Origin of the sequence: Dawidia cretensis, assembly GCF_018598175.1 — a bacterium.
In the GTDB taxonomy this organism is placed as follows: Bacteria; Bacteroidota; Bacteroidia; order Cytophagales; family Cyclobacteriaceae; genus Ohtaekwangia; species Ohtaekwangia cretensis.
In genome coordinates, this window is the sequence record NZ_JAHESE010000001.1 from 245,610 (window position 1) to 270,727 (window position 25,118).

A 25,118-nucleotide genomic window follows, 5' to 3' on the forward strand; every position below is an offset into this window, starting at 1 on the left:
TGACGACACTATGGCAAAACAAGTTAAAGAGCCTTTGAAAGAAGAAGAGAAGAGGAAGCTGAACAAGGCGAACCTGAAGAACCTGGTAAGGGTGTTCAGGTTTATGATGCCGTACAAAGGGATTTTTATTCTCGGACTAACCGCGTTGGCATTCTCTACGGTAACCCTGTTGGCCTTCCCACGTCTTTGCGGCATGCTGTTAGACATTGCCGACGGCAAGCCATCCTATTTTGAGACGATCGACCAGGCTGCCATCGCGCTGATTTTCATTCTCCTGGTACAGGCTATCTTTTCGTTCGTCCGGGTATATACCTTCTCTATCGTGACCGAACGAAGTATGGGAAGCATTCGTAAAACGATCTATGAGAAGATCATCTGGCTGCCCCTGACGTTCTTCGACAACCGCCGTGTAGGCGAGATTATGAGCCGCCTGACATCTGATATCAGCACGCTCCAGGATACGTTCAGCACGACGCTGGCAGAACTATTGCGCCAGGTGCTTACACTGGTTCTCGGTACTGTCATTCTCTTTTACATGACGCCCAAACTGGCCGTATTTATGTTGCTGACGTTTCCCGTACTGGTGATCTCTGCACTGATCTTTGGCAAGTTCATCCGCAAGCTGTCGAGCAAGACGCAGGATCGGCTGGCAGCGGCCAATGTGATCGTAGAGGAGTCGTTGCAGTCCATACCTATCGTAAAAGCTTTTACCAACGAAACGTTCGAGACCAAACGCTACAGCAATGCGATCGAAGAGTCCATACGCATTGCTATTTACGCAGCACGTTATCGCGGACTTTTCATCTCTTTTGTCATCTTCGTCATCTTCAGCGGCATTGTGGCCGTGGGATGGTACGGCGCCGGCCTGGTGCAATCGAAGACTACCACTACGGGCGAACTGTTCTCATTCGTATTATACACCACCTTTATCGGTGCGTCTATTGCCGGCCTGGGCGACATCTATACCCAGATACAACGCTCCATCGGTGCATCCGAGCGAGTGTTAAACATCTTGCATGAAAAAGAAGAAGACACGTCCCGCACCGTCGCACCTCCTATCAAACTACACGGGGGTATCCGCTTTAATAATGTGTCATTTACATATCCCACACGCCCCGACAACACGGTGCTGAATAGTCTTACCTTCGAGATCCGGCCGGGCGAAAAGGTGGCGCTCATTGGCCGCAGTGGTTCCGGCAAATCCACTATCATAAACCTGCTATTGCGCTTTTATCCCCTCTCGAAAGGAACGATTACTATCGACGGTCAGGATATCGAAGGGCTCAACCTGTCAGCCTATCGCCAGAACCTGGGCATCGTACCGCAAGAGGTCATCCTCTTCGGCGGCACCATTCGCGAAAACATTGCCTACGGCAAACCGGGCGCTACAGAGGAAGAAGTGCGCGAAGCTGCCCGCAAGGCTAACGCGTTGGAGTTCATCGAGCGCTTTGACGAGAAGCTCGAGACCCTCGTGGGCGAACGCGGCGTAAAGCTTTCCGGCGGCCAGCGGCAGCGTATCGCCATTGCCCGCGCCATCCTGAAAGACCCCGCCATCCTCATCCTGGACGAAGCGACCAGCTCGCTGGATGCACATACCGAAGTGCTTGTTCAGGAAGCCCTGGAGAAATTGATGGAAGGCCGTACGACCATCATCATTGCTCACCGTCTGAGCACAGTGAAGAAAACAGACCGCATTTTTGTGATTCAGGATGGTGCTTTGGCCGAAACCGGCTCGCATGCTGAACTTACCCAGCAAGAAAACGGTATTTATAGTAATTTGCTGAAGCTACAGCTGCAATAACACCCGTATGAACGTTGCATCCGATCGGCTCCTGAAAAACTTCCGGTTGCGTTCCACGCCAACCCGGCAGGAGATTTTGCATCTCTTCCTGAAGCGTACGTATGCGCTTTCGCACGGTGATATCGAGAAAGAGATCAACAATGACTTTGATCGTGTAACGGTTTACAGGACACTTAAGACGTTTCTGGACAAGGGGCTTATTCACAAAGTACTGGACGATGAGGGGAGTCTGAAGTATGCTTTGTGTAATGACGCCTGCAACACAGCCGGTCATCATCACGACCACGTACACTTCAAGTGCACGGCGTGCGGCCAAACCAGCTGCCTAAGCGTGGAGATTCCCGCCGTTAAGCTGCCCAAGGGCTTCCGGGCCAGCGAACAAAACCTATTGATACAGGGCGTTTGCGAACGTTGCGCGAAATAGTGTAACAGCTGTACGGTTTTTTTAAAACGTCTACAAATTCAGGAAGGCTAAGTTTTTGAGATTGAAATATATTTGTAGTTTTGGCATTCACAAATTGCCAGAGATGTGATTTTTTGATGTTTATAAAAGCTTTTAATCATTAACCGGAATACTCCCCCTTGTTATCAGCCCTGAACATACTCCTTTTCTCCCTCTTCAGAAATCAGAGTGAACGGGAGACCATTCTTTTTGGCGTCTTTGCTTTCATCATCATCCTGTTTTTGGTGCTTGACCTGGGACTCTTTCACAAACAAGCCCGGCGCATCTCCACGAAATCGGCGTTGTATCAGTCCATCTTCTGGGTTTGTGTCTCCACGCTCTTTGGCTTCTTCATCTACAAATACGACGACAGCGGTGCAGAAGGCGCCGTAGAATACTTCTCGGCGTACCTGACCGAGTACGCCCTATCCGTCGATAACATCTTTGTCATCCTGTTAATCTTAAAATACTTCCGCGTAAAGGAAGAATATTATCACAAGACACTTTTCTGGGGCATCTTGGGCGCCATTGTGTTCCGCGGCATATTCATCTTTGTCGGCGCGTACCTCATTCACCAGTTCCATTGGATCCTGTACATCTTCGGCGTATTCCTGATCTACTCAGGCATCCGCATCTACTTTGAAGATGGAGACGAGAAGATCGAGCCGGAGAAGAACCCCATCATGAAGTTCTGTCTGCGCTTCCTGCCCATGACGAAAAACGAGCACGGTGGAAGTTTCCTGGTACGCGAGAACGGCCGGCTGGTATTCACCCCGCTGTTCCTGGTTATCGCCCTGGTCGAAACAACCGATCTGATCTTTGCAGTAGACTCCATTCCGGCGGCATTTGCCATTACCCAGAACGAGTTCCTGATTTACACGTCTAACATCTTCGCCGTCATGGGTCTCCGGGCAATGTTCTTCTTGCTGGCCGGCATCATCGACAAGTTCTATTTATTGCAAAAAGGCCTCTCGATCATCCTGTTCTTTATCGGCGCCAAGATGTTGCTCGAGATCTTCGACATCGACGTGGGCGTATACACTTCGTTCTCCGTCATCATTGCCACGCTGACGCTGTCGATCATCTTCTCGGTACTCGTACCGCGTAAAGAGGAGCCCGAAGAAAAGGATGAGGTGAGCAGCTGATTACAGCACGTTCTTCCACCCCTTTGTTTCTAGATCTTTTGCTGCCGATTCTACCTTCACCTTTAGTGATTCTTTGAAGGCATCGATGCGTTGCCCCAAAGCAGCATCAGAAGCACCCAGGATTTGGGCCGCCAGAATACCGGCATTGCGTGCACCGTCAAGTGCTACCGTGGCTACCGGCACACCAGCCGGCATTTGCAAAATCGACAAGACAGAGTCCCAGCCATCAATAGAGTTCGACGACTTTACCGGCACACCAATCACCGGCAGGGACGTAAGCGATGCCACCATGCCCGGCAAATGCGCAGCACCCCCGGCACCCGCAACAATCACCTGTACGCCCCGGCCACGCGCGGCGGTAGCATACTCCACCATACGCAGCGGCGTACGATGCGCCGATACAATCGTAACCTCATAGGCCACCTTCAATTCGTCTAATACCTCGGCCGCTTCCTTCATGATCCGCAGATCGGACTGGCTGCCCATAATAATCCCTACGACAGGTTTACTCATAGCTTTAAGATGCAATAACTTTTAAAGTTTCTTTCACGAACATAGTCTTCTCCCGCAGGCGGGCCAGATCATAGTCAACGATCGTCACATGCCCCATCTTTCGGAAAGGTTTTGTAAACCGCTTGCCATACAGGTGTACATGCACACCCGACACCCTGGCAACCTCTTCAAACCCCTGATACTGGGCAACGCCTTCATGCCCCGGCTCACCCAACAGGTTTACCATCGCTCCGGGAATTACCATGGACGTATCACCCAGCGGCAGGTTGAGAATAGCCCGCAGGTGTTGCTCATACTGCGAGGTGATGTTGGCTTCGATAGTTTGGTGGCCGCTGTTATGTGGCCGTGGCGCGATCTCATTCACCAGCACCTTGCCGTCTTTTGTCACAAACATCTCTACCGCCAGCAAGCCTACCATCTTCAAACTGTCGATGATCGTGCGGGCAATCGTATCGGCTTCCTTTGCAATAGCCGTCGGCAGCTCTGCCGGCGCGAACAGATATTCTACCAGGTTCTGCACAGGGTGAAACACCATCTCCACGACGGGGAAAGTTTTCACCTCACCTTGCTCATTGCGCGCTACGATGACCGAGATTTCCTTTTCAAAATCAATCAGCTTCTCTAACAGGCCCGGTGCGTCAAAAGCATTCGCCAGTTCCTTCTCCGAACGGAGTATCTGCACGCCACGGCCGTCATATCCCTCGCGACCAAGCTTGTTCACCGCCGGTAAGAAGCTGGCGTGACGACGCACATCCGCTGCATTTTCCGTCAGCACAAACTCCGCTGTCGGAATGCCACTGTCGCGATAGAATATCTTTTGTGTACGTTTATCTTGTATCAGCTCGATGACGTCGGGCTGCGGAAAAACCTTCTTGCCTTGTTTGACAAGCTCTTTCAACGCCGCGGTATTGACATTTTCAATCTCAATGGTAATGATGTCGCACGCCGCGCCAAACTTCATAACCGTATCGAAGTCCGTCAGCTTGCCCGTATGAAACTCTGCCAGGGCCGAGCACGGAGCCTGCCGGTCTGGATCGAGAATAGCGAAGGGGATATTAAAGTCTATACCCGATTGAATAAGCATGCGACCAAGCTGTCCACCACCCAGGATGCCCAGCTTGAAGTTCTGTTGAAAAGAAAGGCTCAAAACGCTGTTTTTGACGCAGCAAGGTAGAAAGGATAACCTTACGGCACCAGCGCAATACGTACTATCTGGTCGCCTACTTCCACCGCATGCACCACGTCCATACCCGAAACAACTTCCGCAAAGATCGAATAGCGGCCGTCCAGGTGCGGCGTAGGCGAGTGGGTAATAAACCACTGCGTGCCTTCCGTATCTTTTCCTGCTGACGCAAAGCCCACACTTCCCGTGGTATACCGACGGCCCGAAAATTCCGAGCGGATCGAATAATCTTCACTGCCCCAGCCATCGCCGCGGTTGCAGCCCGCCTGGATCACAAAGTTCGGCACCACACGGTGAAAGAACTTTTTATTGAAATAGCCTTGCTGTAACAGCGATACAAAATTTGCCACGGAGCCGGGCGCCTCCTCAACCAACAACCTTACGACAATGTCACCCTTCGTGGTTTGAATGCGCACCTGTTGATCACGGGCAATCGTCTTGACCAGCGCCCAGTCAATGGGATGGTTAAATTCGTTCTTCACTGCGGGAGCCTTGCGGCCCTCAAAGAGTGCCAATGCTGCCTCCAGCGGTTGAATCGCCTCGTTATCGCGTGGCAACGACAGCTTCTCACGCGCTGCACGCAGAAACGAAAAGTCTTTCACCACCTCCTTATAGCCCAGCGTGGTGTCTGCTAACACACCGGCAACAATACCGATCACGGCGGCATCGCCGGTGTTTATTGCATCTTTATATAGCGCAGCAAACACAGGCTTCAACTTCGCCGGAAAGTCTTTCCGATCGTTCAGGCTTACCAATGCCTCCGCTGCTGTCGACCGCACTACCGGCGTATCCGCCGCGAGCAGTTGCTCTTGTAAAAAGGTATAGGCTGAAAGCGATTGACCCAGCGCTCCCAGCAAAAATGCTTTGTGATACGGATCGGCTGTTTCCTTCGCGAGGTCGATCACCTCTTGTAATACGTCATAGCCGGCACCTGCCACCAGCGCAGCTTTGTATAGATTGGCTTTCACACGCGCGTGTTGCGCAGCGCGTGCAGCCTCTGCGATCACCGATGCCTGTGGTTTAGCCGCTGCCGCGATCATCACCTCCGACGCCGCCACCTGTACCTGCAACGACTTATCCAGCAGAGCCGCTTGCAACGCCGGCCAGCTCATTTCTATTGAGAATGCCTGTAGCGCACGCACCGCACTTACACGCACCCGGTAATCCGGCTCTGCCGCAACGATGCCTGCTAACACCTGCACGATCGTATCGGCCTTAGCCTTCTTCAACGCCAGCGTAGCCGCCATACGCACCACTGCCTCGGGATCGTGTTTAGCTGCCGACACCAGTCGATCAGCATACTTGTCTACAGGCGTTGTCGGTCGTGAAAAATACTGTGCTGCACCCAACCGGCCCCACATCGGTGTACCCGCTTCCAGTAAAGTATAGGGTATAAAACTAAAGGCCGTGTCAACCTTGTTCCGAACCGCTGCGCGATACAACGACCACGCTATGGCCGGCCCCTGCGTAATAGTATCGTGAGAGATCTTAGGATTTTCAATTACCTTAAACTGTGCAGCGACTTTGCCATACGCTTCCAGCATCACCGCCCGCACGCCATAATCTTTTTCATTCGCAAAGTCCAGTAAGAGTTGCGCACTGCCCTGGGATACAGTTTGACCCAACGCATACGCCGCCGCCATACGCACCGGCGCCGCAGCATCTTTCAAACAGACACCCAGCTTTTCCACGGCAGCTGTGTCTTGCACGGAAGCAAATGCCAACGCCGCAGTTTGGCGATACAAGGCACTGTCGTGTGCAAGATAGACCAACAAGCTGTCCGTTTGCCGGCGATCCTGAAGATCTGCGATCTTCACCAGGATGGGGTCTGAGAATTTATTGACGGATGTGCCGGGCGACTCAACGCCACGGGAACAACCTGCCAGCACGACGGCGGCAACAAGAAAAAGGGAAACTATACGCATACAAGGCTAGATAACTTACAGAATAACCGGCATGGCCTTCGCCACATTTACCACCGCATCAAATTCAAGCCCTGCCGTATTAATAGAATTTAACAACAACCGTATTTCTTTTACATGCACACGACCGTCTACTTCCGACAAGCGATACAACACGCCAAACGTGCGTAGTTTCTCTTCATAACTGCAGCCATTGACCAACGCGATACCCGCCGTATACAAATCCGCGTGTGTCATGCCCTGCGTTGCTTCCTCAAATTTTTCGAAGACCTCTTCCGGAATGTTTTCGCGGTCTTTGATGGCCTGCAAGGCAGCCAGCTCTTTGGCGTCGGCAATGCCGTCGGCATCGATCAGCAGCCGTACCAGATACAGCAAGCCCAGGTGGTAATTAGCGGTCATAGGAGAGGTTTAGCCAACGAAGATAACATTTCTTTCATCCCTACCGCATTACCTGGTACACGATAAACGCAGATACATACGCCAGCGCGGTCATATACGCAAATTGCAGCAACGGCCATTTCCAACCCTTCGTTTCTCGGTACACCACGGCGATCGTACTCATACACTGCATGGCAAAGGTGTAAAAGAGCAGCAGCGAAAAGCCCACCGCCGGCGTAAACCGCGCGCCGCCCGTTTCGGGATTGATCTCTTCGCGCATGCGTGTCTTGATCGTCGTCTCGTCTTCATCACCGGCGCTGCCGATGCTATAGATCGTGGCCATCGTACCCACAAACACCTCGCGGGCCGCAAACGACGTGATCAACGCGATACCGATCTTCCAGTCATAACCCAACGGCCGGATTGCCGGCTCGATGGCCTTGCCAATAATACCGGCATACGAATACTCCAGCTTGCGAGCCGCAACACGATCTTGCAGGCCTTCTTCCGTTAGACGAAGATTGGCAGACTCCTGCTGCACCGATTCCTGCGCACGTGCCGTAATATCACCGGGTCCATAGCTGGCCAGCACCCACAGCACAATCGAAATAGCCATGATCACCTTACCGGCTTCCAATACAAAAGCCTTTGTCTTTTCCAGGATGGTATACCCTACATTCGACCACTTCGGCACACGGTAGGTCGGCATCTCCATCACCAGGTAACTCCGCTCGCGCACGCGAATGATCAGGTTCATGATCCACGCCGACACAATGGCCATCACAAACCCAAGCAGGTACAGCGCCATCAACGCCAGCCCTTGCAGGTTAAAGAAACCAAGGGCCGTTTGGTTAGGCACTATCAAGGCAATAATGATGGTAAAGATGGGAAGGCGCGCCGAGCAACTGATCAACGGTGTGATCATGATTGTAATAGTGCGTTCTTTCCAGTTGTCAATCGTACGGGTCGCCATGATCGCCGGAATGGCACACGCTACACCCGAGATCAGCGGCACCACACTCTTGCCATTCAACCCAAAGCGACGCATGATCTTATCCATCAGGAACACCACGCGCGCCATATATCCGGACTCTTCCAGAATAGAAATGAACGCAAACAAAATCGCGATCTGCGGCACAAAGATCACAATGCCGCCCAGGCCGGGTATAATCCCTTCTGCAAGCAAGCTGGTAGCAGGCCCTGCCGGTAAAGCAGCACCTACCCATTGGCTGACATCGGCAAACAGCGCATCGATAAAGTCCATCGGCACCGTTGCCCAGGCAAAGATGGCCTGGAAGATCACCATCAACAGCCCCAGGAAAATGAGATAACCCCACACCTTGTGCGTCAGGATGCGATCGAGCTGGCTGGAATATTTTTTCCAGGAATGATCGGTCGCCCGCAATGTAATGTCGTTCAGCAGGTCTTGTATATAGCTATAGCGCTGAATCGTCTCGGCGCCCTGAAACTTGCCCGGAAAAAATTTATGCCCCGTACGAATGTGATCGACTTTGCTTTTGCGATCCGCCGGCAGAAACTTGAGCGAGTCGGGTTGCTCCAGGAACAAGTATGCTTCGTAGTCGTTGTCAACATCGAGCGCATCACGTAGCGCTTTGACAGGCGCCTTTGCTTCCTCCCAAATGGTAAAACACTGCTGCTGGGAAACGGCGAGCGGCTTGCTAAACTGTTCCTTCAGCTCTTTTATACCTTCACCCTTGCGCGCATTGACCGCCACTACCGGTACGCCTAAGCGCTTAGACAGTGCCGTGAAGTCGTAACTGATCCCCGCCTTGGCCACAAGATCCATCATGTTCAAGACCAGCATGACCGGCAAGCCCATGTCGACAATCTGTGTCAACAACAGCAGGCTACGTTTCAAGTTTGTGGCATCGGCCACAACAACAATCTTATCGGGAAGCTCGGCCGAGCGGTGATCCAACAGGATCTCCGACACAATGCGCTCGTCGAGACTACGCGGATAAATACTATAGATGCCGGGCAGGTCTACAATCTCGACGACAGTGCCATCGGCCAGCGTGGTGAAGCCCGATTTTTTATCGACCGTAACGCCGGGAAAATTCCCAACCTTCTGGTTAAGACCGGTAAGTTGATTGAACAGAGACGACTTGCCCGAATTTGGATTACCGACTAACGCAATCTTTGTTTTGGAAGCCGGCGCCATTAATTGAGGATTGAAATGGTAGCCGCCTCCTCCAAACGAAGAGAAAGCTCGTACCCTGCAACGCTAATACAAATAGGATCGCCCAGTGGAGCAGTAAAATTGAATCGAACCGGAGCCCCCGGCAGGCAGCCCATCTCCATCAGCTTCACTGACAAATGGTCATCGGTAAAGCCCGACACCACGCCTACCTCGCCAGGCTTCATCTGCGCTACATTCCGTACCAGTCCCATGCTCTATTTAGATCAATTTTAAACAAGGCAAAGATATGCGCCGTTCCCCTGCGGCGCAATGATTTTAGCAGATTATCAGACGGTTTTACACACCGTGACAACGACCTTTGAGATATGAAAAAGAAGAAAAAAGCAGAGGCTAAACCCGAAAAGGCAGAAACTGCCCCCGCTGCGCCTGTGGCACCACAGGAGCAACCCGAAGAAAAACCGTTCGACTTCGGCGGACTGCCGTCGCGAGACCTAAAGAAAAATCTGGGTTGTGGATAAGGCCCTTACCAGGACGTCAGGCTTATGAAAATGATGCGCACGCTGACGAGAATCACCATGATGCCAACAAAGATCATCATCCTTTTTAACGGCAACCGGCTCGACAGGTAAGCAGCGATCGGAGCGGCGATTACGCCGCCGGCAATGAGCCCGGCAATGATTTGCCAGTGGCTTATGCCGATCACGGCAATAAAAGTCAGTGAGCTGGCCAGCGCTACGAAAAACTCCGTCAGGTTTACCGAGCCAATGGTGTAGCGTGGATGCCGTCCGCCGGCAATGAGCGTAGAAGAAACGATTGGGCCCCAGCCACCACCGCCGATGGAATCCATAAAACCACCGAATGTTGCCAGTTTGGGGATGTTCTTTGTCTTGATCTTCTTACGGCTGCCGACAATGGCCTTGCGAATAATGACAATGCCCAGGTACAGGGTGTACACAGCAATCACAGGCTTGAGGTAGTCGTTATATTGTTCCAGCGATGAGAGTACGTACGCACCGAGCGCCGCCCCTACCACGCCTGGAATCAACAGCGTTTTAAACAGTTTCTTGTTAACATTCTGAAAGCGCAGGTGCATCAGGCCAGATACGCCGCTGGTGAAAATTTCGGAGGTATGGATGCTGGCGCTCGCCGCCGCGGGCGGAACACCAAACGAAAGCAGAAACGTAGAAGCACTTACGCCATAGGCCATGCCCAGGGCGCCGTCGATCATTTGCGCAATAAAGCCTGCCATCATAAACAGGTAGAAGTTGCTGTCCAATTGTTGTATCCAGCCACCAAAAACGTCCAGCAGATTGTAGGAATAGACGATCGTCGCCGCGGCCACCAGCAAAACGAGCGTGATCAGCGTTATATATGCATATCGCCAGCCAACGGATTCTTTTTGCTCAACCTCAAACGATCCCGGATTCTTTTGTATCAGCTCTTCACCTTCCATGCTTAAACTCTATACGGCTATATTGTCTATTGAAATTATAGACAAAGATGCTATTGCCAGCCCGAAATCCCTAAGGGAAATCCAAAAAATTGATGAAAATGGCCAAAAGTGGCGTTAGGAGCGCATAAACGGCCACGACCGGGCAATTTCGCTAGATACCCTCTGCGACGAAAATGCGTTTTATGCGCTCGCGGGTATTGGTCAGGATTTCATACGGAATGGTATTAATGCTTTTGGCAACATCCTGAATGCTCAGCTCTCCCCCAAAAAGAATCACCTCGTCGCCTTCCCGCGCGCCAATGCCCGTCACATCCACCATCGTCATGTCCATGCAGACATTGCCAATCACGGGCGCGCGTTGACCGCGTATTAACACCTTTCCCACACCCCGGCTAAAGGCCCGGCTAAAACCGTCGGCATAGCCAATGGCAATCGTGGCCAACGTCATATCCGCGGTGGCTCTTCCACGCCTGCCGTAGCCAATGCTCTCACCGGCACGAATGTGCTTCAGTTGTGAGATGATCGTTTTTAAGGTTGCCACGGAGCGAAGACCCTGTGTACCTTCCGCTGTGGGGTCAATACCATACAGACCGATGCCCAGGCGCACCATGTCCATTTGCAGCTCCGGCAACCGCAGAATGCCTGGCGAGTTCAGCAGGTGCAAGACCGGTTTCTGGCCAATGGCATCAGCCACCGCCGTAGCCCACGTCTTAAACTTTCCGGCCTGGGTATGCGAAAAGTCATCATGCTCACGTTCATCAGCACCCGCCAGGTGACTAAAGATCGTTGCCACCGTCAACTGTGGATTGGCCTTTAATATCGCGGTAAGCTCATCCAGCTCGCTGCCTTCAAAGCCCAGGCGGCGCATACCGGTATCGAGCTTGAGGTGTATCCGGCAAGGCTTGTTGTTCAGAAACTTGAGTAACGCCGCCAGGATCCGGAAACTATAGATTTCGGGCTCAAGATTATACGCCAGCAGGGTCGCAAAGCTCTCGTCGGAGGGATTCATGACCATAATAGGCAAGGTAATATTGTTACGCCGCAGCTCCACCCCTTCATCGGCATACGCCACACCCAGGTAGTCTACCTTGTGATATTGCAACATGTTAGCGACCTCGTTGCTGCCGCTGCCATAAGCAAATGCTTTTACCATCACCATGATCTTCGTCGCAGGCTGCAGACGTGCGCGGAAGAAATTGAGATTGTGTACCAGGGCCCCAAGGTCCACCTCCATCACTGTGCCGTGCACCTTGCGCTGCAGTTGATTGACAATACGCTCGAATTGAAACGGCCTGGCACCCTTGACAAGAATGATCTCCTCGTATAACGTCGTGGTATCAAAACGCTCCAGAAACTCTTCCGTCGAAGTATAAAACAACGACCCCGCCGGGAACAGCTGCTGATAAGCATGGAACATCGGCCCCACACCAATGAATTGGTGTATCTGATGTTTGGCCAACAGGTCCGACACCTGCTCGGCCAGCGTCGCTTCTGCTAATCCCGATTCGAGAATGTCGGAAAGAATGACGCGCTTGCGTGTCCGCTGATGTTGATGCGCCAGGAATTGAAGACTGATCTCCAACCCACCCAGATCGTTGTTATACGTGTCGTCAATAAGCTGACAATGGTTGATCCCTTCCTTCAGCTCCAGGCGCATAGGCACAACCCGCAGGCTATTGATAGCCTCTTGTACCTGGTGCAGCTTATAGCCCATCCACACCATCACCGCCACGCAGTGAAAACAATTCTCCACCGACGCCTGGTCTGCAAAGGGCAGGCGCAGCTCACCAATCTGACCACGGTACGAGACGGCATATCCACCTTGCTCCGCGGGCACCACCAGTATATCGACATCCGCCGAGCGACCCCACGTAAAGGTTGTTTTGTTTAATGGTGCGATGGCCGCATGGATTGCCTCATGATCTTTGCAGTATACAATGACCGAAGCGTCTTTAAACAATAAAAGCTTCTCCTGAATCTTATCGGTTATCGATGCAAACCCTTCGTCGTGCGCCGGACCAATGGTGGAAAACACGCCGATAGTCGGCCGAATGATCTCCGCCAGCTTTTCCATTTCGCCAGGACGCGAAATACCCGCTTCGAAAATGCCGAGTTGATGATGCGCCTGCATCTGCCACACCGACAATGGAACACCGACTTGCGAATTATAGCTGCCGGGGTTCTTCACGATGCTGAGATACTTCGACAACATTTGGAACAACCACTCTTTGATGATCGTCTTGCCGTTGCTCCCGGTTATGCCGATGACGGGCATCGAGAACTTCGCGCGATGGTGCGCCGCCAATCGCTGCAGGCTGTCTACTGCCGACGGCACCTGTATAATGTTCGCTTCCGGAAAAGCCTGCACCACTACAGGTTGTTCCACTACAAATTGCCGGATGCCCCGCTGGTATAGCTCGGCCAGATACGCGTGGCCGTCGTGGCGGTCGCCGCGAATGGCGAAGAAGAGTGTCCCCTTGCCGGGAATAGCCTTGCGGCTGTCGAGTGTCAGAAGTGTTATACCCGCGTCTTGGGACACTTGAAGTATACTGCCGCCCAAAAGCGCCGGAAGCTCAGAGAAAAAGATCATGGTTTAAAAGAGACGTGCACCGTTGGGTACCTTTTTATCAATACTACTCAAAACAACATTTTTTTGTTCGTCGGGGAAACCCGTCACCAAAACTTCTGATATAAAATTTGCGATCTGTTTGGGTGGAAAATTTACCACACAGAGTACCTGCCGACCGACGAGGTCCGCAGGTGTATAGTGCACCGTGATCTGTGCGCTGGATTGTTTTATACCAAGCTCCGCACCCAGGTCGATCCAGACCTTTAGTGCAGGCTTTTTTGCCCCTTGAAAAGGCTCTGCCCGGACGATCGTTCCCGCCCGCAGGTCTACTTTTTCGAAGTCGTCCCAGCTGATCATGCTGTAATTTGTTATTGAAATGTTAAAAAGTATATAAATCCTTCCATTTTGACCGCAATCCAGGAGAAGTTATCTCAAATAGCTAGCAATACAAGTTTTATTTCGTACTTTGAGCCGGAACAAAAAATTATATTCGGACGTTAAAGCTCAGACACCGCCACCAGGAAATGAAGATTAGCATATACCATATCATCTTCACGCTAAGTCTAGCCATTACGGCTCCTTCCGGAATCGTTTGCATAAACGCTCAGGATGCCGGATATTTCAACGAAGGCAGCAATGACGCTGACGGCGACACCAAGGAGCGCAGCCAGTATAGCCCCGGGGGAGAAGGAGAATCAATGACCAGCGGCGCGACACGTGTTCACACACCCATCCTCTCCCGCGACTCTGCCCGTACCTCGCCGATCAGAACCCTGGCAGTACCCTCCACCTCAAATGCTGACGCCAATAAAGGTGCTGCCCGTCAAAACGAAGAAGACGATTCTGTACTCTCGTTTAACTTTTTGTATTACATCATCCGGAAGTACAAGCTTCAGGATATTATGGACTGACGACGTCCCCCTCCCAGCCGATACTCATATTTCTCCCCGAAGCGATTTAGAGATCACCTCTGCCTTACCGTGTACGTGCAGCTTGCGATAGATATTCTTGATGTGAAAACGCACCGTCTCGATGCTGATGTCCATACGGTCAGCGATAAGCTTGTAGCTCAGGCCATCCACCAGGCCCACCACAATCTCTTTTTCTTTGGCCGACAAGGGTGACGCCACCTCTTTCTTCTTCTCGGGTTGGCCGAAGTGCTCAATCACTTTGCGGGCAATCTGCGGCGACATCGGCGAACCGCCATGGGCCAGCAGCTCGATGCCTTCTTTGATCTCTTCCAATGGTGTATTCTTCAGCAAGTAGCCGGTAGCACCGGCGCAAAGCGAATCAAAAATGCGCTTGGGGTCATTGTATACCGAAAAGACAATGATGTCTATGTCCGGGTTTTTCTCCTTTACGAGCTTAATGCCTTCGATCCCCGACATGCCGGGCAGGCCAAGGTCCATGATGATGACATTTGGAATGCTTCCCTGATGGATGCCTTTCAATAGCTCTTCGATGGAGCCATAAGTATGCTCGCTCGAAAAGCCGGGTTGGCGATTCAGGAAGGTCTGCACGCCCTTGCGTATCTGCTCATCATCTTCTACAATACTGACTGATATCATAATGCAAAGTAACAGAAGCCAGGACTTGTCTGAAACACCTTCCAATCACATAAAGATGTGGGAATCATCCCACCTGCAACTACTTACAGTTTTTCTTAATGACAGCCTTCACTTCGGTGGAGCCAAGCTCCTCCGCTCTTTTGAAGTCGAGGCACGCGTCATACTTGTTGTTCATGGAGAGCTTCACAAGCCCACGTTGATAATATGTTTCCGGATCGCTGGGATACAGCTCGATCGATGAAGAATAATCCTCCACTGCACCGGCGTAGTCTTCTTTATCTGTCTTGCTCAAAGCCCGGTTGTCATAATACACCGGGTTGGTCTCGTCCAGGTCGATAGCCTTTGTATAGTCAGCAATCGCACCATCGTTGTCCTCCAGGTTGAACTTCGCCACACCACGCAGATTATAGGTCTCTGCCTGGTTCGCGTCAAGCTCGATAGCCTTGTTAAAATCTTCCAGCGCGCCTTTAAAGTTCTCTTTTGCATTTTTGGCAAGCGCACGATTCTCATACTTGAGTGCATCCTTCGGATCGAGCTTGATCGCCTGATCGTAGTCAGCCACAGCCAGGTCAAGGTTGCCCGTGTTATAGTAGGCTACGCCGCGGTAGTTATATAAGCCCGCGTCGGTCTTATCCAGCTCGATGGCTTTTGTATAATCGTCGATGGCGCTGATGTATTCGCCGAGCTCGGCCTTCACCACGCCACGGTTAAAATACTTGTCAGCATCGGCCGGTCCCAGGTCAAGAGCCTTGGAAAAATCCTGGTAGGCACCTTGCAAGTCTTCGATGTTGTACTTAGCCAGACCACGGTTGGTATACGCCAGCACCATCTTGGCGTTGAACTTGATGGCCTTGGTAAAATCGTTGATGGCGCTCTCGTCATCGCCGAGCGCGATCTTGGCCTCGCCGCGGTTGTTCCACGCTTCGGCAAAGGTGGAATCTTGTTCGAGGGCGAAGTTAAAGTCGCCGATGGCGCCATAGAAATCTTCGAGGCCCAGGCGTGCCTGGCCGCGCAGGTTCAGCGCCAGCTTATTGCGTGGGGCTGCCTCAATAACTTTTGTGAGGTCCGTCTTCGCCCCGGCAAAATCATTTGCCTGGATTTTCTTTTTGGCACCTTCTAATTGAGCGTCCTGGGCAAACACCGTTACGGCGACAAAGCAGCCCAGCACAAAAAATACCCATTTTCCCATGAGGTCGTGTTAATATCATGGCAAGGTAAAAATAAAGCCTGACATCAGCTTGCTACCCGTCATCAAATACCGGCCGATGACTGTAGAGTTTTTCGTGTATTTTCACGCAAAAAGCTCTTTATGATGACGAGAATATACCCGATAGCCTGGGCCGCGCTCTGCAGCATCACCGTCGCGTGGGCGCAGGAGAAACCGTTGGACCAGAAAATGGACTTTGAAAAATACGATCCACCCTCAACGCTGGTGGTACCGGAGCATCACGTCACACGCGCGAAGTTTCCCTTCATCGACGTGCACAACCATCAATACAACATGCCAACGCAGGACCTCAACACCCTGCTCAAAGAGATGGACGCGCTCAATATGCAGGTCATGGTGAACCTCAGCGGCCGGGGCCGGGGCAGCACCGAGCACCTGGAACGGTCGTTGGAGAACGTGAAGAAAAACAATAGCGGTCGTTTTATTGTCTTTACCAACATGGACTTCGCCGCCATCGACGACCCGCAGTGGCAGGGCCGCATGCTCAAGCAACTGGAAGAAGACGTACGCAAGGGCGCCAACGGTCTGAAGATCTACAAAAGCCTGGGCATGTTTACCGAAGACAGCAAGGGCCAACGCATACACATTGACGATCCGCGTCTCGATCCCATTTGGGAAAAGTGTGGCCAATTAGGCATACCGGTATTGATCCACGCCGCCGACCCCAAACAGTTTTGGCAGCCCATTGACGAAAACAACGAGCGCTGGCTGGAGCTTAAGCTGCATCCGGGCCGCCGCCACGATAGCGATCCCGTGTCGTGGGAAACCATCATTGCCGAGCAGCACAACATCTTCCGCAAACATCCTAAAACCAAATTCATCGCGGCCCACCTGGCCTGGTATGGCAACGACCTGAAAAAGCTCAGCGAGCTGCTCGACCAGTTCCCGAATATGTATACCGAGATCGGCGCGGTAATCGCGGAGTTGGGCCGCCAGCCCCGTGCCGCCAAAACCTTCCTGACCAAATACCAGGATCGTGTATTGTTTGGTAAAGATTCGTGGGTGCCGGACGAATATGAAACGTATTTTCGCGTGCTCGAAACAGCAGACGAGTATTTCCCGTATCACAAGCGTTACCACGCCTTCTGGCGTATGTACGGCCTCGATCTGCCCGACGATATCCTGAAAAAGATCTATTATAAGAACGCCCTGAAGATCATTCCGCACATCGACGCATCACAATTTCCGAAATAACACTATCACTAATTTTTTATTCACACCCATGAGCCAAGAAAAAGCAGCGCTTGTTAATACCCTGATTCGAAACCGCCGTTCCGTTTTCCAACAACAGTACACCGGCGAGAAAGTGGACGATGCCATCATCCGCCAGATGTTGGAGAACGCCAACTGGGCCCCTACGCACAAACTAACGGAGCCGTGGCGTTTCATTGTTTTCACCGGCAACGGCATTCAAAAACTGGCCGAAGAGCAGTCCGCATTGTATCGCCAGGTAACGACGGCCAAAGGCACCTACGCCGAAGACCGGTATCAAAACCTGCTAACGAAACCCAAGCTCTCGTCGCACATCATTGCCATCGCGATGAAGCGCGACGAAAAGAAATCCCTGCCCGAAATCGAAGAGATTGGCGCAGTGTATTGCGCTGTTGAAAATATGTATCTCACGGCCTCCGCCTATGGCGTCGGTTGTTACCTGAGCACCGGCGGCATCGCCCACTGGGAAGAAGCCAAACCCTTGTTTAACCTCGCACCGGAAGACAAGCTGATCGGCTTCCTGCACGTTGGTAACATCAAAGGCCCCGTACCCGACAGCCGCCGCAAACCCATAGACGAGAAAGTAACATGGGTTGACGGATAAGCACCGCAACACCGCTTGCAACGGTGCAGCATGTGTGGTGTAAAGACCGCACATGCTGCGCTTTTGGTCGAACCTACCCGCCATCTACGCATAAATTTCCCACATGCACCGACTACCCCGCGTTTTTACCTCCGGGTATCGATTTTGTCTCCTACATTTGCTTTTCTGACGGTTACTATTTCCGTCGTTGAAGACATTCACTCTAAACACAATTGTATGAAACACTTTGTATTGTCTCTCGTCATGATGATAGTGGGTTTTGCGGCGCATGCCCAGGTCGTTGGCAAGATGTTCCCCGCGATGGAAGCCGAGAGTGTAGAAGACAAAAAAGTAAAACTGCCCGACGACGTGAAGGGCAAATATACCCTGCTCGGCCTGGCATACTCCAAAAAATCGGAAGATGAGCTGAACTCCTGGTTCCAACCCGTGTTCGAGAAATTCATCCAAAAGACCACCGGACTGATGTCGGGGTTTGGTTATGACGTAAACGTATACTTCGTCCCCATGTTCACCGGCGTGAATGCGGCCGCCACGGGTACCGCTAAACGCAAAGCCCTGAAGAATATCGACCCCCAGCTGCTGCCCTACATCCTTTTTTACAGGGGCGAGCTGAAGCCGTACAAAGAAGCCCTCGACTTCGAGAAGAAAGACATTCCTTATTTCTTCGTGCTCGACGAAACAGGCAAAATTGTCTACGCCACCTCCGGCAAGTTCTCTACCGCGAAGCTTGATCAGGTAGAAGAAGCCATCGAATAAGCCTTTTTATCTATTTTGACAGGAATTGACGATTTAAGAGTACCTTAGATCGTCAATTTTGTTTTAGATGAATTTTATCAGCCTGTTATCCCTGGCAGTCGCACCCGGGGTGGCCATTGCCCTATACATATACCTAAAAGACCAACACGAACGGGAGCCGCTCTCGCTGTTGCTGATAAGCTTCCTCTACGGCATGCTCAGCGCCGTCATCACGCTCATCATTAGCTTCCCCCTCAACATCTTCCTCGTCACAAAGCCTCACGATGTAGTAGGGGAGTTCTACAATGCCTTCTTCAAAGTCGCACTGGTGGAAGAGCTGAGCAAGTTCCTATTCGTCCGCTTTGTTTTATACAACAACAAGAACTTCAACGAGCCCTTTGACGGCATTGTCTATGCCGTAATGGTGAGCATGGGCTTCGCCACGCTCGAGAACATCATCTATGTCTATGAATTCGGTGTCGCCACGGGCATCCTGCGCATGTTCACAGCCGTCCCGGCGCATGCGGTCTTTGGCGTGTTGATGGGCTACTTTGTAGGCAAGGCCCGGTTTGCTCCCTACCGACAATTCTACTACAGTGTCATAGGCCTCGGAGCAGCCGCAATCTTACACGGCGCCTACGACTACTTCTGGTTCCTCTCGCATCTACCCGCACTGTGGATCGGCGGCGTAGCCTCCCTCGTGCTGGGCTTTGTACTGGCAAGAAAGGCTATACGGTTACATCAGCAGGCATCGCCTTTTTTGGTAAAGCAGAAAGAAGCGGGGCAGGAGACAGAGTAGATGTCGGCTGTTTTTTCAAGGTGTAATTTGAATCCTCTTCAAAACGGCAACCTGTCTGAAATGCCCCTTTTTCAAAAGGCCTAGCAGTTGGGCTGGAGTAGGATCGATCTGGTATAGCTTCTTACCGCGGACGACCGACGAATCTACCGTAATCTCGCGGCCAAAGTTCTTGATAAACGTGGGAAATTCTTTCTCCTCGGCACCCAACATAAAATAGGCTATATCGCCGTTGGCCTCAAGCCGCATCGCCCGCACCAGCCACTCCGGGTTGTTATAAAGATTGATAAAGTAATAGCCCTTATAATAGCGCAACAATAAGCTGTCGCCCAATACGCGCTTGTCGCCCTTATCGCTCAGAGCAAAATAAGTATGCGCCTCCACCACCAACGTATCGCGTATTGCGCGGTTGTCTTCCGGCAGCAGGTAATGTCCGCGCAGGGCCTCGGGTATTTCCGCCAGGGAATTTACGCCCTTGGGTTGGGGCGCTTGATAGGTAATTTCCTGACAACCGATGAGACCCAGGAAAAACAAGCTGATACAAAGCACTCTCATAAGATGAAGGTACAAAGCTTTCCCGGAAGTGTATAAACTAGAACGATTGAAATTTCATTACAACAACCGCAACGCCTCCTCCACACCAGCCGCCAGGGACGGGGCTTCACCGTTCGCAGCCGGTTCTTCCGGGGCCACGGCTATACGCAGCGCCCGCAGTCCGGTGGCACCGGGCAGGGCTTCCAGCTCCAGCATTTCCACCACGCCCACCATCAGGTTGCGTGCCCGCAGGTAGTGGAAGTACCGCTCGTATTCGTCCTCGATTTTTACCTGATTATATACAATAGCAATCTTGCCGGGTTGGGTCAGTCGCTCGCCGGTGTTTTTAATAAAAGCCTTGTCGATACGTTTCTTGACGATCTCGTAGCGAATATCATAGGCACCGTCCACATCGAACTGGTGTTCGTCGGCACGAAACCGGATCGACAGAGGCTGGTCGTGTACAAGGATGAGTTGGGTGATGTCCAGCTGCGCTTTCAGCGTTGCTTTGAGCGACGTTATCTTTCGCGCGATATCCACCATCGTCAACAACTGCCACAGCCGAAAGTTTTGCAGGTTATAGGCGTCGAACGTTCGATCCTTCAACAGCGAGCTTCCGACATACAGCGTAAACTCCACGCCGTCGGTTCTATACTTCTCGAAGTAATGCGGAAACATCTTCTGCGCCTCGTCGTCGGCATCATCCAGACAGGCGCCGATAGTATGATTGATCTGCTGCAGGCTGTCTTCAAATGCCTGCCGGCGCGTATAAACCACGCCAAAGAACGGGTCCAGCTGCGACCGGTAGTGCTCGATGGCCTGTTGCAATGCCGCCTCGTGTTCAAAGCGGTGCAACAGCGGGTGGATCTCTTGTTTCAAAAAGTCCAAAACATCGCTTTCGTCGCTCGACACCAGTCCGCGGCCCAACCGCACAAAATGTTCCTCTACCTTGACCAGCGCTGCATCCAACAACGGCAGGCTCATGTGCTCCTGAAACGTGCGCAGCAACGTTCCGGCCAGCACGAGGTTTTCCTGCAAGTCCCGCTGGATGGCGACATTCCGCTCGATCGATGAATTGCGCACGTCGGCCATACCGAACAGCGGGTATACATCTTTAAAAACAATCTCCTCCAGAACGGCTTTGTCGTTTGTACGGCGTTTGTTCATCAGGTTTACACCTGCCTCAAAGAATCGCCACTGAACCGTTGCATGAATAGCGGTACACTCTTCCTGTATTAATGCACGCACCTCGGTCGACAGCTCCTCCTTCACGCGCTTCACCGCCGTGGTAAACATGGGCAGCACGTGCTCCATCTTGTGGGCGCTGACAGGATTCAGCTGGCCCGGCACCGGCGACACCAGCTCCAACATGCCGATCGTCTCTCCTTCGTCTACCAGCGGTGTGAGCAAAATATTCCGAACACCGTCTGCCAATAGGTTTTCTTCAATAGGCGACCGGAACGGATACTCTTGTAAATTCTCTACGGTGATGTTACGCCGCTCGATCCAGCTGCGTTCATATACCGACCCCGACAGATGGGCGCCTTGCAAATCGCTGATGGTACCGAGCAACGTCTCCCACCGTTCCGTGGCAGGATAGCTAATCGCCAGGCGGTTGCTGGGATCCAGGTACGCAATGCTCATGCGGATGTCGGCCATGCCAAACAACGACTGCACTTTGTGCTCAATGCGACTAAAGCTCTCCGGTTGCATCAGCGCCTCACGCTCCAACAAATCATACTTGATCGACGACAGCATCTCTTGTTCGGTGACGTCGATCATACGCGTGATCAGAAAGCCTTGAAAAGTATAGTCCTCGGGCCGGAAGTATTGCAACCATAAATCGACGTCATAGATCTTTTCGATCAGGAATTTGATAATGTTTTTGTCGATCGCCTTAGGCGCTGTATGCGGAATAACCTCGCAAAACTCGTGGTTTAGCTCCACTTTGTATACCCGATCCAACCCTGTAACTTTATCTTTCAGGGTCACGATCACGGGCTTGGGATTGCTTGACAAGATGCGGCTGTCCTGATATTTTTCGAGTATCATGAGGCAGGCCCGCAAAGTTTTCCCCAGTGTGACACGGCCACCAGGCACATTGGCCACCGCCTGCTCCTCAAAGTCTGTCAGGTCGATATGCGCGTTAAAGGCCGCTGTGCCATAAATGGCTTTAAAATTAAAGGGCTCGATAATCGCTACCAGGTCGGTGGAATTGGAGGCCAGCGGAATGGCCGCCGTCAGCAGGAAGTTGATAAATGGACGGTGCTTTTCTAATGTCGAATAGTCGTCAATGGGCTGCCGCAGCTCGGGGGCCTGGTCAATATAGGCCAGGAGCTGCGCCGCAAACGCTGGCACCTCGCCGCTGCGAATGCGCTCTTCCCAGTATTCCACCAGCAACCGCAAGCTCAATACGGTGTTAAACGGAAATGCACGGTGGTGGATGTTCGACATAAAGACAGGTTTCGCTGGTAATACGCGACAGCGTGTTCAGGGTTCTAAAAAAGAGACGGAAAACGCGATCGGTCTATTGTGAAATGTACGTGAAATGACACTTATACGCTATCGAAAAAGTTCTCAAAACCTTATTTTTGAGGCCGTTGCAACCTAAAAGTGCGTGAGTGTGTCTATAGAGTACAACGCGGGAAAAAGACTATGAAGTCGTCAAGAATTTTAATTATCTGGGTGGGCATGCTGCTGGCAGCATGCGGCGTGGTGGGAGAGCCTGCTGTGGCAGACAGTGGGCTGCTGATTTCTTCCTTCTTATTTGATTTCAGTAAAGAGCAATACGACTGGCAGGCAGACTTTGCCGACTACCCCATCGATTCTGCCGAAGCCGCCTCCTATCTGCTCAGCGCAAATTACACGGCCCGCCCCGAAAACCTGGGAAACGGTGTCAGCGCCATGATGCTGACCGGCAACAACGAGGGCGAGAAGCTTTTTATGTATATGAAAAAGAAGATCACCGGGTTGGTACCCGATGTGAACTACACCGTGATCTTCGAAATTGAGCTCGCCTCCGAGCTTCCGGCAAAAGGATTGGGAAGAGAAGTATTGTTAAAAGCCGGCGCCACATACTCCGAGCCCAAAACGATGATCGAAAATGGCAACTACGTGCTCAACGTCGACAAGGGCGAAAGCTTTAACCGCGGAGAGGACATGGTCCCGCTTGGCAACATCGGTACCACAGAAGGCACAAAAGACTTTCAACTCATCACTCGCTCAAATGGGGAAACACCCGGTCCCTTCATTGCCAAGAGCAATAGCAAAGGGGAAATGTGGCTCATGGTAGGAACAGAAACAGCCTTCCACGGCATCACGACGGTATACTATAGCAAAGTGAACGTTGTCCTCAGCAGCAGCAACCAGCAGTAAGCAAAGGCTGCACGATCTATACTACCGAACAAAAGTAAGCCCCATGTACTACATAGTTGTGATTAAATTTCATACCGGGTGCTGAGAAGTCTCCGAAAGTATTTTAATTTTCACGATGAAGCATTCAAAAATAGCCATCATCGGAGGTGGAAATCTGGGCGCGGCCATTGCCGAAGGTTTGCTGAAAAGTAAGTTCATCACGCCAGGCCACCTGACGGTTACACGCCGGAACATTGACGCCTTAAGTGCCCTGGCCCGGCAAGGTGTTCACACCACCAGCGACAACAAAAAAGCCATACACGACAGCGACGTAATTATCGTGGCGGTAAAGCCCTATAACGTCCGCGAGATTCTCGATAGTCTGAAGGAGAGCTTCGACCCCGCACGCCACATCGTCATCAGCGTAGTGACGGGCGTATTCCTGAAAGACCTGCAAGGCATTCTAACAGCCGGCGTGCCCATCTTCCGCGCCATGCCCAATACCGCCATTGCCATTCAGGAGTCTGTCACCTGCCTGTGCCATCAGGGTGCCACGGCTGAACAAGTATCGTATGTCACGGAGCTGTTTGACCAGTTGGGCATCACCATCAGCATCGACGAGAAGCTGATGGACGCCGCGACAGTACTGGGTGCATGCGGCATAGCCTTTGCGCTGCGCTTCATTCGTGCATCGACACAAGGCGGTATCGAAATTGGCTTTGATGCCAGGACCGCCAATCTCATCGCCGCGCAGACTGTCAAGGGCGCGGCCGAATTACTGCTCAAGCTCAACCGTCACCCCGAGGAGGAGATCGACAAGGTAACAACACCCAAAGGCTGTACCATCGTGGGCCTGAACGAAATGGAGCACCAGGGCTTCAGCTCGTCGCTCATCAAAGGTATTGGCGCGTCGTACGATAAGATCGTAAAATAATCAGGAAGGTCTGCGGCTGGTCTAGAACCTGACGCGGACCTCGTCTTTGTACTTGACAGGCACCCGTAGCGGGAAGCCATGGTAGTTTACCTTGAGCACGCCCTCGTACCGTACTTCAAACTTCTTTCCTCCCAGCACGCTGAAGATCGTATCCAGGAAGCCGAGCTCCTGCATGGCCAGCTTTACCTCCAGAGGCACGGTAAACTCACCCTTGGCGGGAATGATGGTGTTCAGCTCCTGGTCAACCGTACCGGCCTTCTTGCCGTCGACAAAAATCTCGACGTTAATGCGCTTCAGCTTACCGTGCTGCGGGTTGGGGTTGAAAAAAATGGCCTGTGCTTTCAGCATGGGGGCCGTGGTACCATCGACCACCACGTCTTTAATTTGTCGCAAAACAATGTCTTCCTTCGGTGTTTTACACGACGACGCCAGCACCACCAACAGACCGACTACCAGGAATTTTAACGTAGCTTTATACATAGTAAACAGATTCGTAACACACTACTTGTAGCAAGGATCGAACCATATCGGGCTGTTTACCGTTAAAAGGTGTGTAGGGGCTTCCCCAGCCTGACGATTTACCGTT

The 25,118-nt window shown here is 52.0% G+C and carries 25 protein-coding genes; 11 read left to right on the plus strand and 14 right to left on the minus strand.

The window, feature by feature from the left end; translation table 11 throughout:
* Positions 1–10: 10 nt before the first annotated feature.
* The 3 genes from KK062_RS01065 to KK062_RS01075 all read left to right on the plus strand — a co-directional run bounded on the left by KK062_RS01065 (position 11) and on the right by KK062_RS01075 (position 3,388).
* Positions 11–1,801, plus strand: a complete 1,791-nt coding sequence (locus tag KK062_RS01065) for an ABC transporter ATP-binding protein (RefSeq protein ID WP_254082378.1) — start codon at positions 11–13, stop codon at positions 1,799–1,801.
* 7 nt (positions 1,802–1,808) lie between these two features.
* Positions 1,809–2,225, plus strand: a complete 417-nt coding sequence (locus KK062_RS01070; protein ID WP_254082379.1) for a Fur family transcriptional regulator — start codon at positions 1,809–1,811, stop codon at positions 2,223–2,225.
* A 158-nt stretch (positions 2,226–2,383) separates the two neighbouring features.
* The gene (locus tag KK062_RS01075) at positions 2,384–3,388 is read left to right on the plus strand and encodes a TerC family protein (protein WP_254082380.1); all 1,005 of its coding nucleotides are present in this window, start codon (positions 2,384–2,386) and stop codon (positions 3,386–3,388) included.
* Here KK062_RS01075 and purE read toward each other — a convergent pair whose 3' ends face one another.
* From purE to KK062_RS01105, 6 genes are read right to left on the minus strand one after another with little or no spacing between them, the layout of a single operon-like run.
* A complete protein-coding gene (gene purE, locus KK062_RS01080; RefSeq protein ID WP_254082381.1) occupies positions 3,389–3,901 on the minus strand; it encodes a 5-(carboxyamino)imidazole ribonucleotide mutase in 513 nt (170 codons plus the stop codon). It abuts the gene before it with no gap.
* A 4-nt stretch (positions 3,902–3,905) separates the two neighbouring features.
* On the minus strand, positions 3,906–5,048 hold the full coding sequence (locus KK062_RS01085; RefSeq protein WP_262899115.1) for a 5-(carboxyamino)imidazole ribonucleotide synthase: 1,143 nt from the start codon (positions 5,046–5,048) through the stop codon (positions 3,906–3,908).
* Positions 5,049–5,086: 38 nt separating this feature from the next.
* Positions 5,087–7,009, minus strand: a complete 1,923-nt coding sequence (locus tag KK062_RS01090) for a peptidylprolyl isomerase (RefSeq protein WP_254082382.1) — start codon at positions 7,007–7,009, stop codon at positions 5,087–5,089.
* Between the two features lie 15 nt (positions 7,010–7,024).
* Complete coding sequence (locus KK062_RS01095) at positions 7,025–7,405, minus strand: TerB family tellurite resistance protein (protein WP_254082383.1); 381 nt, start codon at positions 7,403–7,405, stop codon at positions 7,025–7,027.
* A gap of 40 nt (positions 7,406–7,445) precedes the next feature.
* Positions 7,446–9,566: a ferrous iron transport protein B gene (gene feoB, locus KK062_RS01100; RefSeq protein ID WP_254082384.1), complete on the minus strand. Its 2,121-nt coding sequence runs from the start codon at positions 9,564–9,566 to the stop codon at positions 7,446–7,448.
* Positions 9,566–9,796: a FeoA family protein gene (locus tag KK062_RS01105; RefSeq protein ID WP_254082385.1), complete on the minus strand. Its 231-nt coding sequence runs from the start codon at positions 9,794–9,796 to the stop codon at positions 9,566–9,568. Before KK062_RS01105 ends, feoB begins: the two co-directional genes overlap by 1 nt.
* 114 nt (positions 9,797–9,910) lie before the next feature.
* Here KK062_RS01105 and KK062_RS01110 point away from each other — a divergent pair, with 114 nt between their 5' ends.
* Positions 9,911–10,063: a hypothetical protein gene (locus KK062_RS01110; protein ID WP_254082386.1), complete on the plus strand. Its 153-nt coding sequence runs from the start codon at positions 9,911–9,913 to the stop codon at positions 10,061–10,063.
* Between the two features lie 5 nt (positions 10,064–10,068).
* On the opposite strand, the gene KK062_RS01115 is transcribed toward KK062_RS01110, so the two are convergent.
* From KK062_RS01115 to KK062_RS01125, 3 genes are all read right to left on the minus strand, one after another.
* Entirely contained in the window at positions 10,069–10,998 is a 930-nt protein-coding gene (locus KK062_RS01115) for a sulfite exporter TauE/SafE family protein (RefSeq protein ID WP_254082387.1), read from the minus strand.
* A 151-nt stretch (positions 10,999–11,149) separates the two neighbouring features.
* A complete protein-coding gene (locus KK062_RS01120) occupies positions 11,150–13,588 on the minus strand; it encodes a bifunctional UDP-N-acetylmuramoyl-tripeptide:D-alanyl-D-alanine ligase/alanine racemase (protein WP_254082388.1) in 2,439 nt (812 codons plus the stop codon).
* 3 nt (positions 13,589–13,591) lie between these two features.
* Positions 13,592–13,924, minus strand: coding sequence for a tRNA-binding protein (locus tag KK062_RS01125; RefSeq protein WP_254082389.1), 333 nt, complete (start codon positions 13,922–13,924; stop codon positions 13,592–13,594).
* Between the two features lie 167 nt (positions 13,925–14,091).
* On the opposite strand from KK062_RS01125, the gene KK062_RS01130 reads away from it, so the two are divergent.
* Entirely contained in the window at positions 14,092–14,478 is a 387-nt protein-coding gene (locus tag KK062_RS01130; protein ID WP_254082390.1) for a hypothetical protein, read from the plus strand.
* A gap of 24 nt (positions 14,479–14,502) precedes the next feature.
* Here the strand turns inward: KK062_RS01130 and KK062_RS01135 are convergent, their stop codons facing one another.
* The gene (locus KK062_RS01135) at positions 14,503–15,135 is read right to left on the minus strand and encodes a response regulator transcription factor (protein ID WP_254082391.1); all 633 of its coding nucleotides are present in this window, start codon (positions 15,133–15,135) and stop codon (positions 14,503–14,505) included.
* A gap of 79 nt (positions 15,136–15,214) precedes the next feature.
* Positions 15,215–16,324: a tetratricopeptide repeat protein gene (locus KK062_RS01140; protein ID WP_254082392.1), complete on the minus strand. Its 1,110-nt coding sequence runs from the start codon at positions 16,322–16,324 to the stop codon at positions 15,215–15,217.
* A gap of 123 nt (positions 16,325–16,447) precedes the next feature.
* On the opposite strand from KK062_RS01140, the gene KK062_RS01145 reads away from it, so the two are divergent.
* The 4 genes from KK062_RS01145 (at position 16,448) to KK062_RS01160 (ending at position 19,713) form a co-directional block, all read left to right on the plus strand.
* Positions 16,448–17,557, plus strand: coding sequence for an amidohydrolase family protein (locus KK062_RS01145; protein ID WP_438835844.1), 1,110 nt, complete (start codon positions 16,448–16,450; stop codon positions 17,555–17,557).
* Positions 17,558–17,585: 28 nt separating this feature from the next.
* Positions 17,586–18,179: a nitroreductase family protein gene (locus tag KK062_RS01150; protein WP_254082394.1), complete on the plus strand. Its 594-nt coding sequence runs from the start codon at positions 17,586–17,588 to the stop codon at positions 18,177–18,179.
* Positions 18,180–18,395: 216 nt separating this feature from the next.
* Entirely contained in the window at positions 18,396–18,935 is a 540-nt protein-coding gene (locus KK062_RS01155) for a TlpA family protein disulfide reductase (protein WP_254082395.1), read from the plus strand.
* 67 nt (positions 18,936–19,002) lie between these two features.
* Positions 19,003–19,713, plus strand: a complete 711-nt coding sequence (locus KK062_RS01160; protein ID WP_254082396.1) for a PrsW family glutamic-type intramembrane protease — start codon at positions 19,003–19,005, stop codon at positions 19,711–19,713.
* A gap of 15 nt (positions 19,714–19,728) precedes the next feature.
* Here KK062_RS01160 and KK062_RS01165 read toward each other — a convergent pair whose 3' ends face one another.
* Together KK062_RS01165 and KK062_RS01170 are read right to left on the minus strand one after the other, a co-directional pair.
* Positions 19,729–20,265 carry a hypothetical protein gene (locus tag KK062_RS01165; RefSeq protein ID WP_254082397.1) on the minus strand — a complete coding sequence of 179 codons (537 nt, stop codon included), beginning with the start codon at positions 20,263–20,265 and terminating at the stop codon, positions 19,729–19,731.
* A gap of 57 nt (positions 20,266–20,322) precedes the next feature.
* A complete protein-coding gene (locus KK062_RS01170; RefSeq protein WP_254082398.1) occupies positions 20,323–22,698 on the minus strand; it encodes a GAF domain-containing protein in 2,376 nt (791 codons plus the stop codon).
* Between the two features lie 201 nt (positions 22,699–22,899).
* On the opposite strand from KK062_RS01170, the gene KK062_RS01175 reads away from it, so the two are divergent.
* Together KK062_RS01175 and proC are read left to right on the plus strand one after the other, a co-directional pair.
* Complete coding sequence (locus tag KK062_RS01175) at positions 22,900–23,619, plus strand: hypothetical protein (protein ID WP_254082399.1); 720 nt, start codon at positions 22,900–22,902, stop codon at positions 23,617–23,619.
* Positions 23,620–23,734: 115 nt separating this feature from the next.
* Positions 23,735–24,532: a pyrroline-5-carboxylate reductase gene (gene proC, locus KK062_RS01180; RefSeq protein ID WP_254082400.1), complete on the plus strand. Its 798-nt coding sequence runs from the start codon at positions 23,735–23,737 to the stop codon at positions 24,530–24,532.
* A 21-nt stretch (positions 24,533–24,553) separates the two neighbouring features.
* Here the strand turns inward: proC and KK062_RS01185 are convergent, their stop codons facing one another.
* Positions 24,554–25,012, minus strand: coding sequence for a hypothetical protein (locus tag KK062_RS01185; RefSeq protein WP_254082401.1), 459 nt, complete (start codon positions 25,010–25,012; stop codon positions 24,554–24,556).
* Positions 25,013–25,118: the final 106 nt, after the last annotated feature.

Coding starts and splice junctions, on each gene's coding strand:
- KK062_RS01135 (WP_254082391.1), bottom strand. CDS start 15,135: ATGATATCAGTCAGTATTGTAGAAGATGATGAGCAGATACGCAAGGGC.
- KK062_RS01090 (WP_254082382.1), bottom strand. CDS start 7,009: ATGCGTATAGTTTCCCTTTTTCTTGTTGCCGCCGTCGTGCTGGCAGGT.
- KK062_RS01160 (WP_254082396.1), top strand. CDS start 19,003: ATGAATTTTATCAGCCTGTTATCCCTGGCAGTCGCACCCGGGGTGGCC.
- KK062_RS01130 (WP_254082390.1), top strand. CDS start 14,092: ATGAAGATTAGCATATACCATATCATCTTCACGCTAAGTCTAGCCATT.
- KK062_RS01165 (WP_254082397.1), bottom strand. CDS start 20,265: ATGAGAGTGCTTTGTATCAGCTTGTTTTTCCTGGGTCTCATCGGTTGT.
- KK062_RS01110 (WP_254082386.1), top strand. CDS start 9,911: ATGAAAAAGAAGAAAAAAGCAGAGGCTAAACCCGAAAAGGCAGAAACT.
- KK062_RS01145 (WP_438835844.1), top strand. CDS start 16,448: ATGACGAGAATATACCCGATAGCCTGGGCCGCGCTCTGCAGCATCACC.
- KK062_RS01095 (WP_254082383.1), bottom strand. CDS start 7,405: ATGACCGCTAATTACCACCTGGGCTTGCTGTATCTGGTACGGCTGCTG.
- KK062_RS01150 (WP_254082394.1), top strand. CDS start 17,586: ATGAGCCAAGAAAAAGCAGCGCTTGTTAATACCCTGATTCGAAACCGC.
- feoB (WP_254082384.1), bottom strand. CDS start 9,566: ATGGCGCCGGCTTCCAAAACAAAGATTGCGTTAGTCGGTAATCCAAAT.
- KK062_RS01105 (WP_254082385.1), bottom strand. CDS start 9,796: ATGGGACTGGTACGGAATGTAGCGCAGATGAAGCCTGGCGAGGTAGGC.
- KK062_RS01125 (WP_254082389.1), bottom strand. CDS start 13,924: ATGATCAGCTGGGACGACTTCGAAAAAGTAGACCTGCGGGCGGGAACG.
- purE (WP_254082381.1), bottom strand. CDS start 3,901: ATGAGTAAACCTGTCGTAGGGATTATTATGGGCAGCCAGTCCGATCTG.
- KK062_RS01115 (WP_254082387.1), bottom strand. CDS start 10,998: ATGGAAGGTGAAGAGCTGATACAAAAGAATCCGGGATCGTTTGAGGTT.
- KK062_RS01070 (WP_254082379.1), top strand. CDS start 1,809: ATGAACGTTGCATCCGATCGGCTCCTGAAAAACTTCCGGTTGCGTTCC.
- KK062_RS01185 (WP_254082401.1), bottom strand. CDS start 25,012: ATGTATAAAGCTACGTTAAAATTCCTGGTAGTCGGTCTGTTGGTGGTG.
- KK062_RS01140 (WP_254082392.1), bottom strand. CDS start 16,324: ATGGGAAAATGGGTATTTTTTGTGCTGGGCTGCTTTGTCGCCGTAACG.
- KK062_RS01175 (WP_254082399.1), top strand. CDS start 22,900: ATGAAGTCGTCAAGAATTTTAATTATCTGGGTGGGCATGCTGCTGGCA.
- KK062_RS01065 (WP_254082378.1), top strand. CDS start 11: ATGGCAAAACAAGTTAAAGAGCCTTTGAAAGAAGAAGAGAAGAGGAAG.
- proC (WP_254082400.1), top strand. CDS start 23,735: ATGAAGCATTCAAAAATAGCCATCATCGGAGGTGGAAATCTGGGCGCG.
- KK062_RS01170 (WP_254082398.1), bottom strand. CDS start 22,698: ATGTCGAACATCCACCACCGTGCATTTCCGTTTAACACCGTATTGAGC.
- KK062_RS01120 (WP_254082388.1), bottom strand. CDS start 13,588: ATGATCTTTTTCTCTGAGCTTCCGGCGCTTTTGGGCGGCAGTATACTT.
- KK062_RS01155 (WP_254082395.1), top strand. CDS start 18,396: ATGAAACACTTTGTATTGTCTCTCGTCATGATGATAGTGGGTTTTGCG.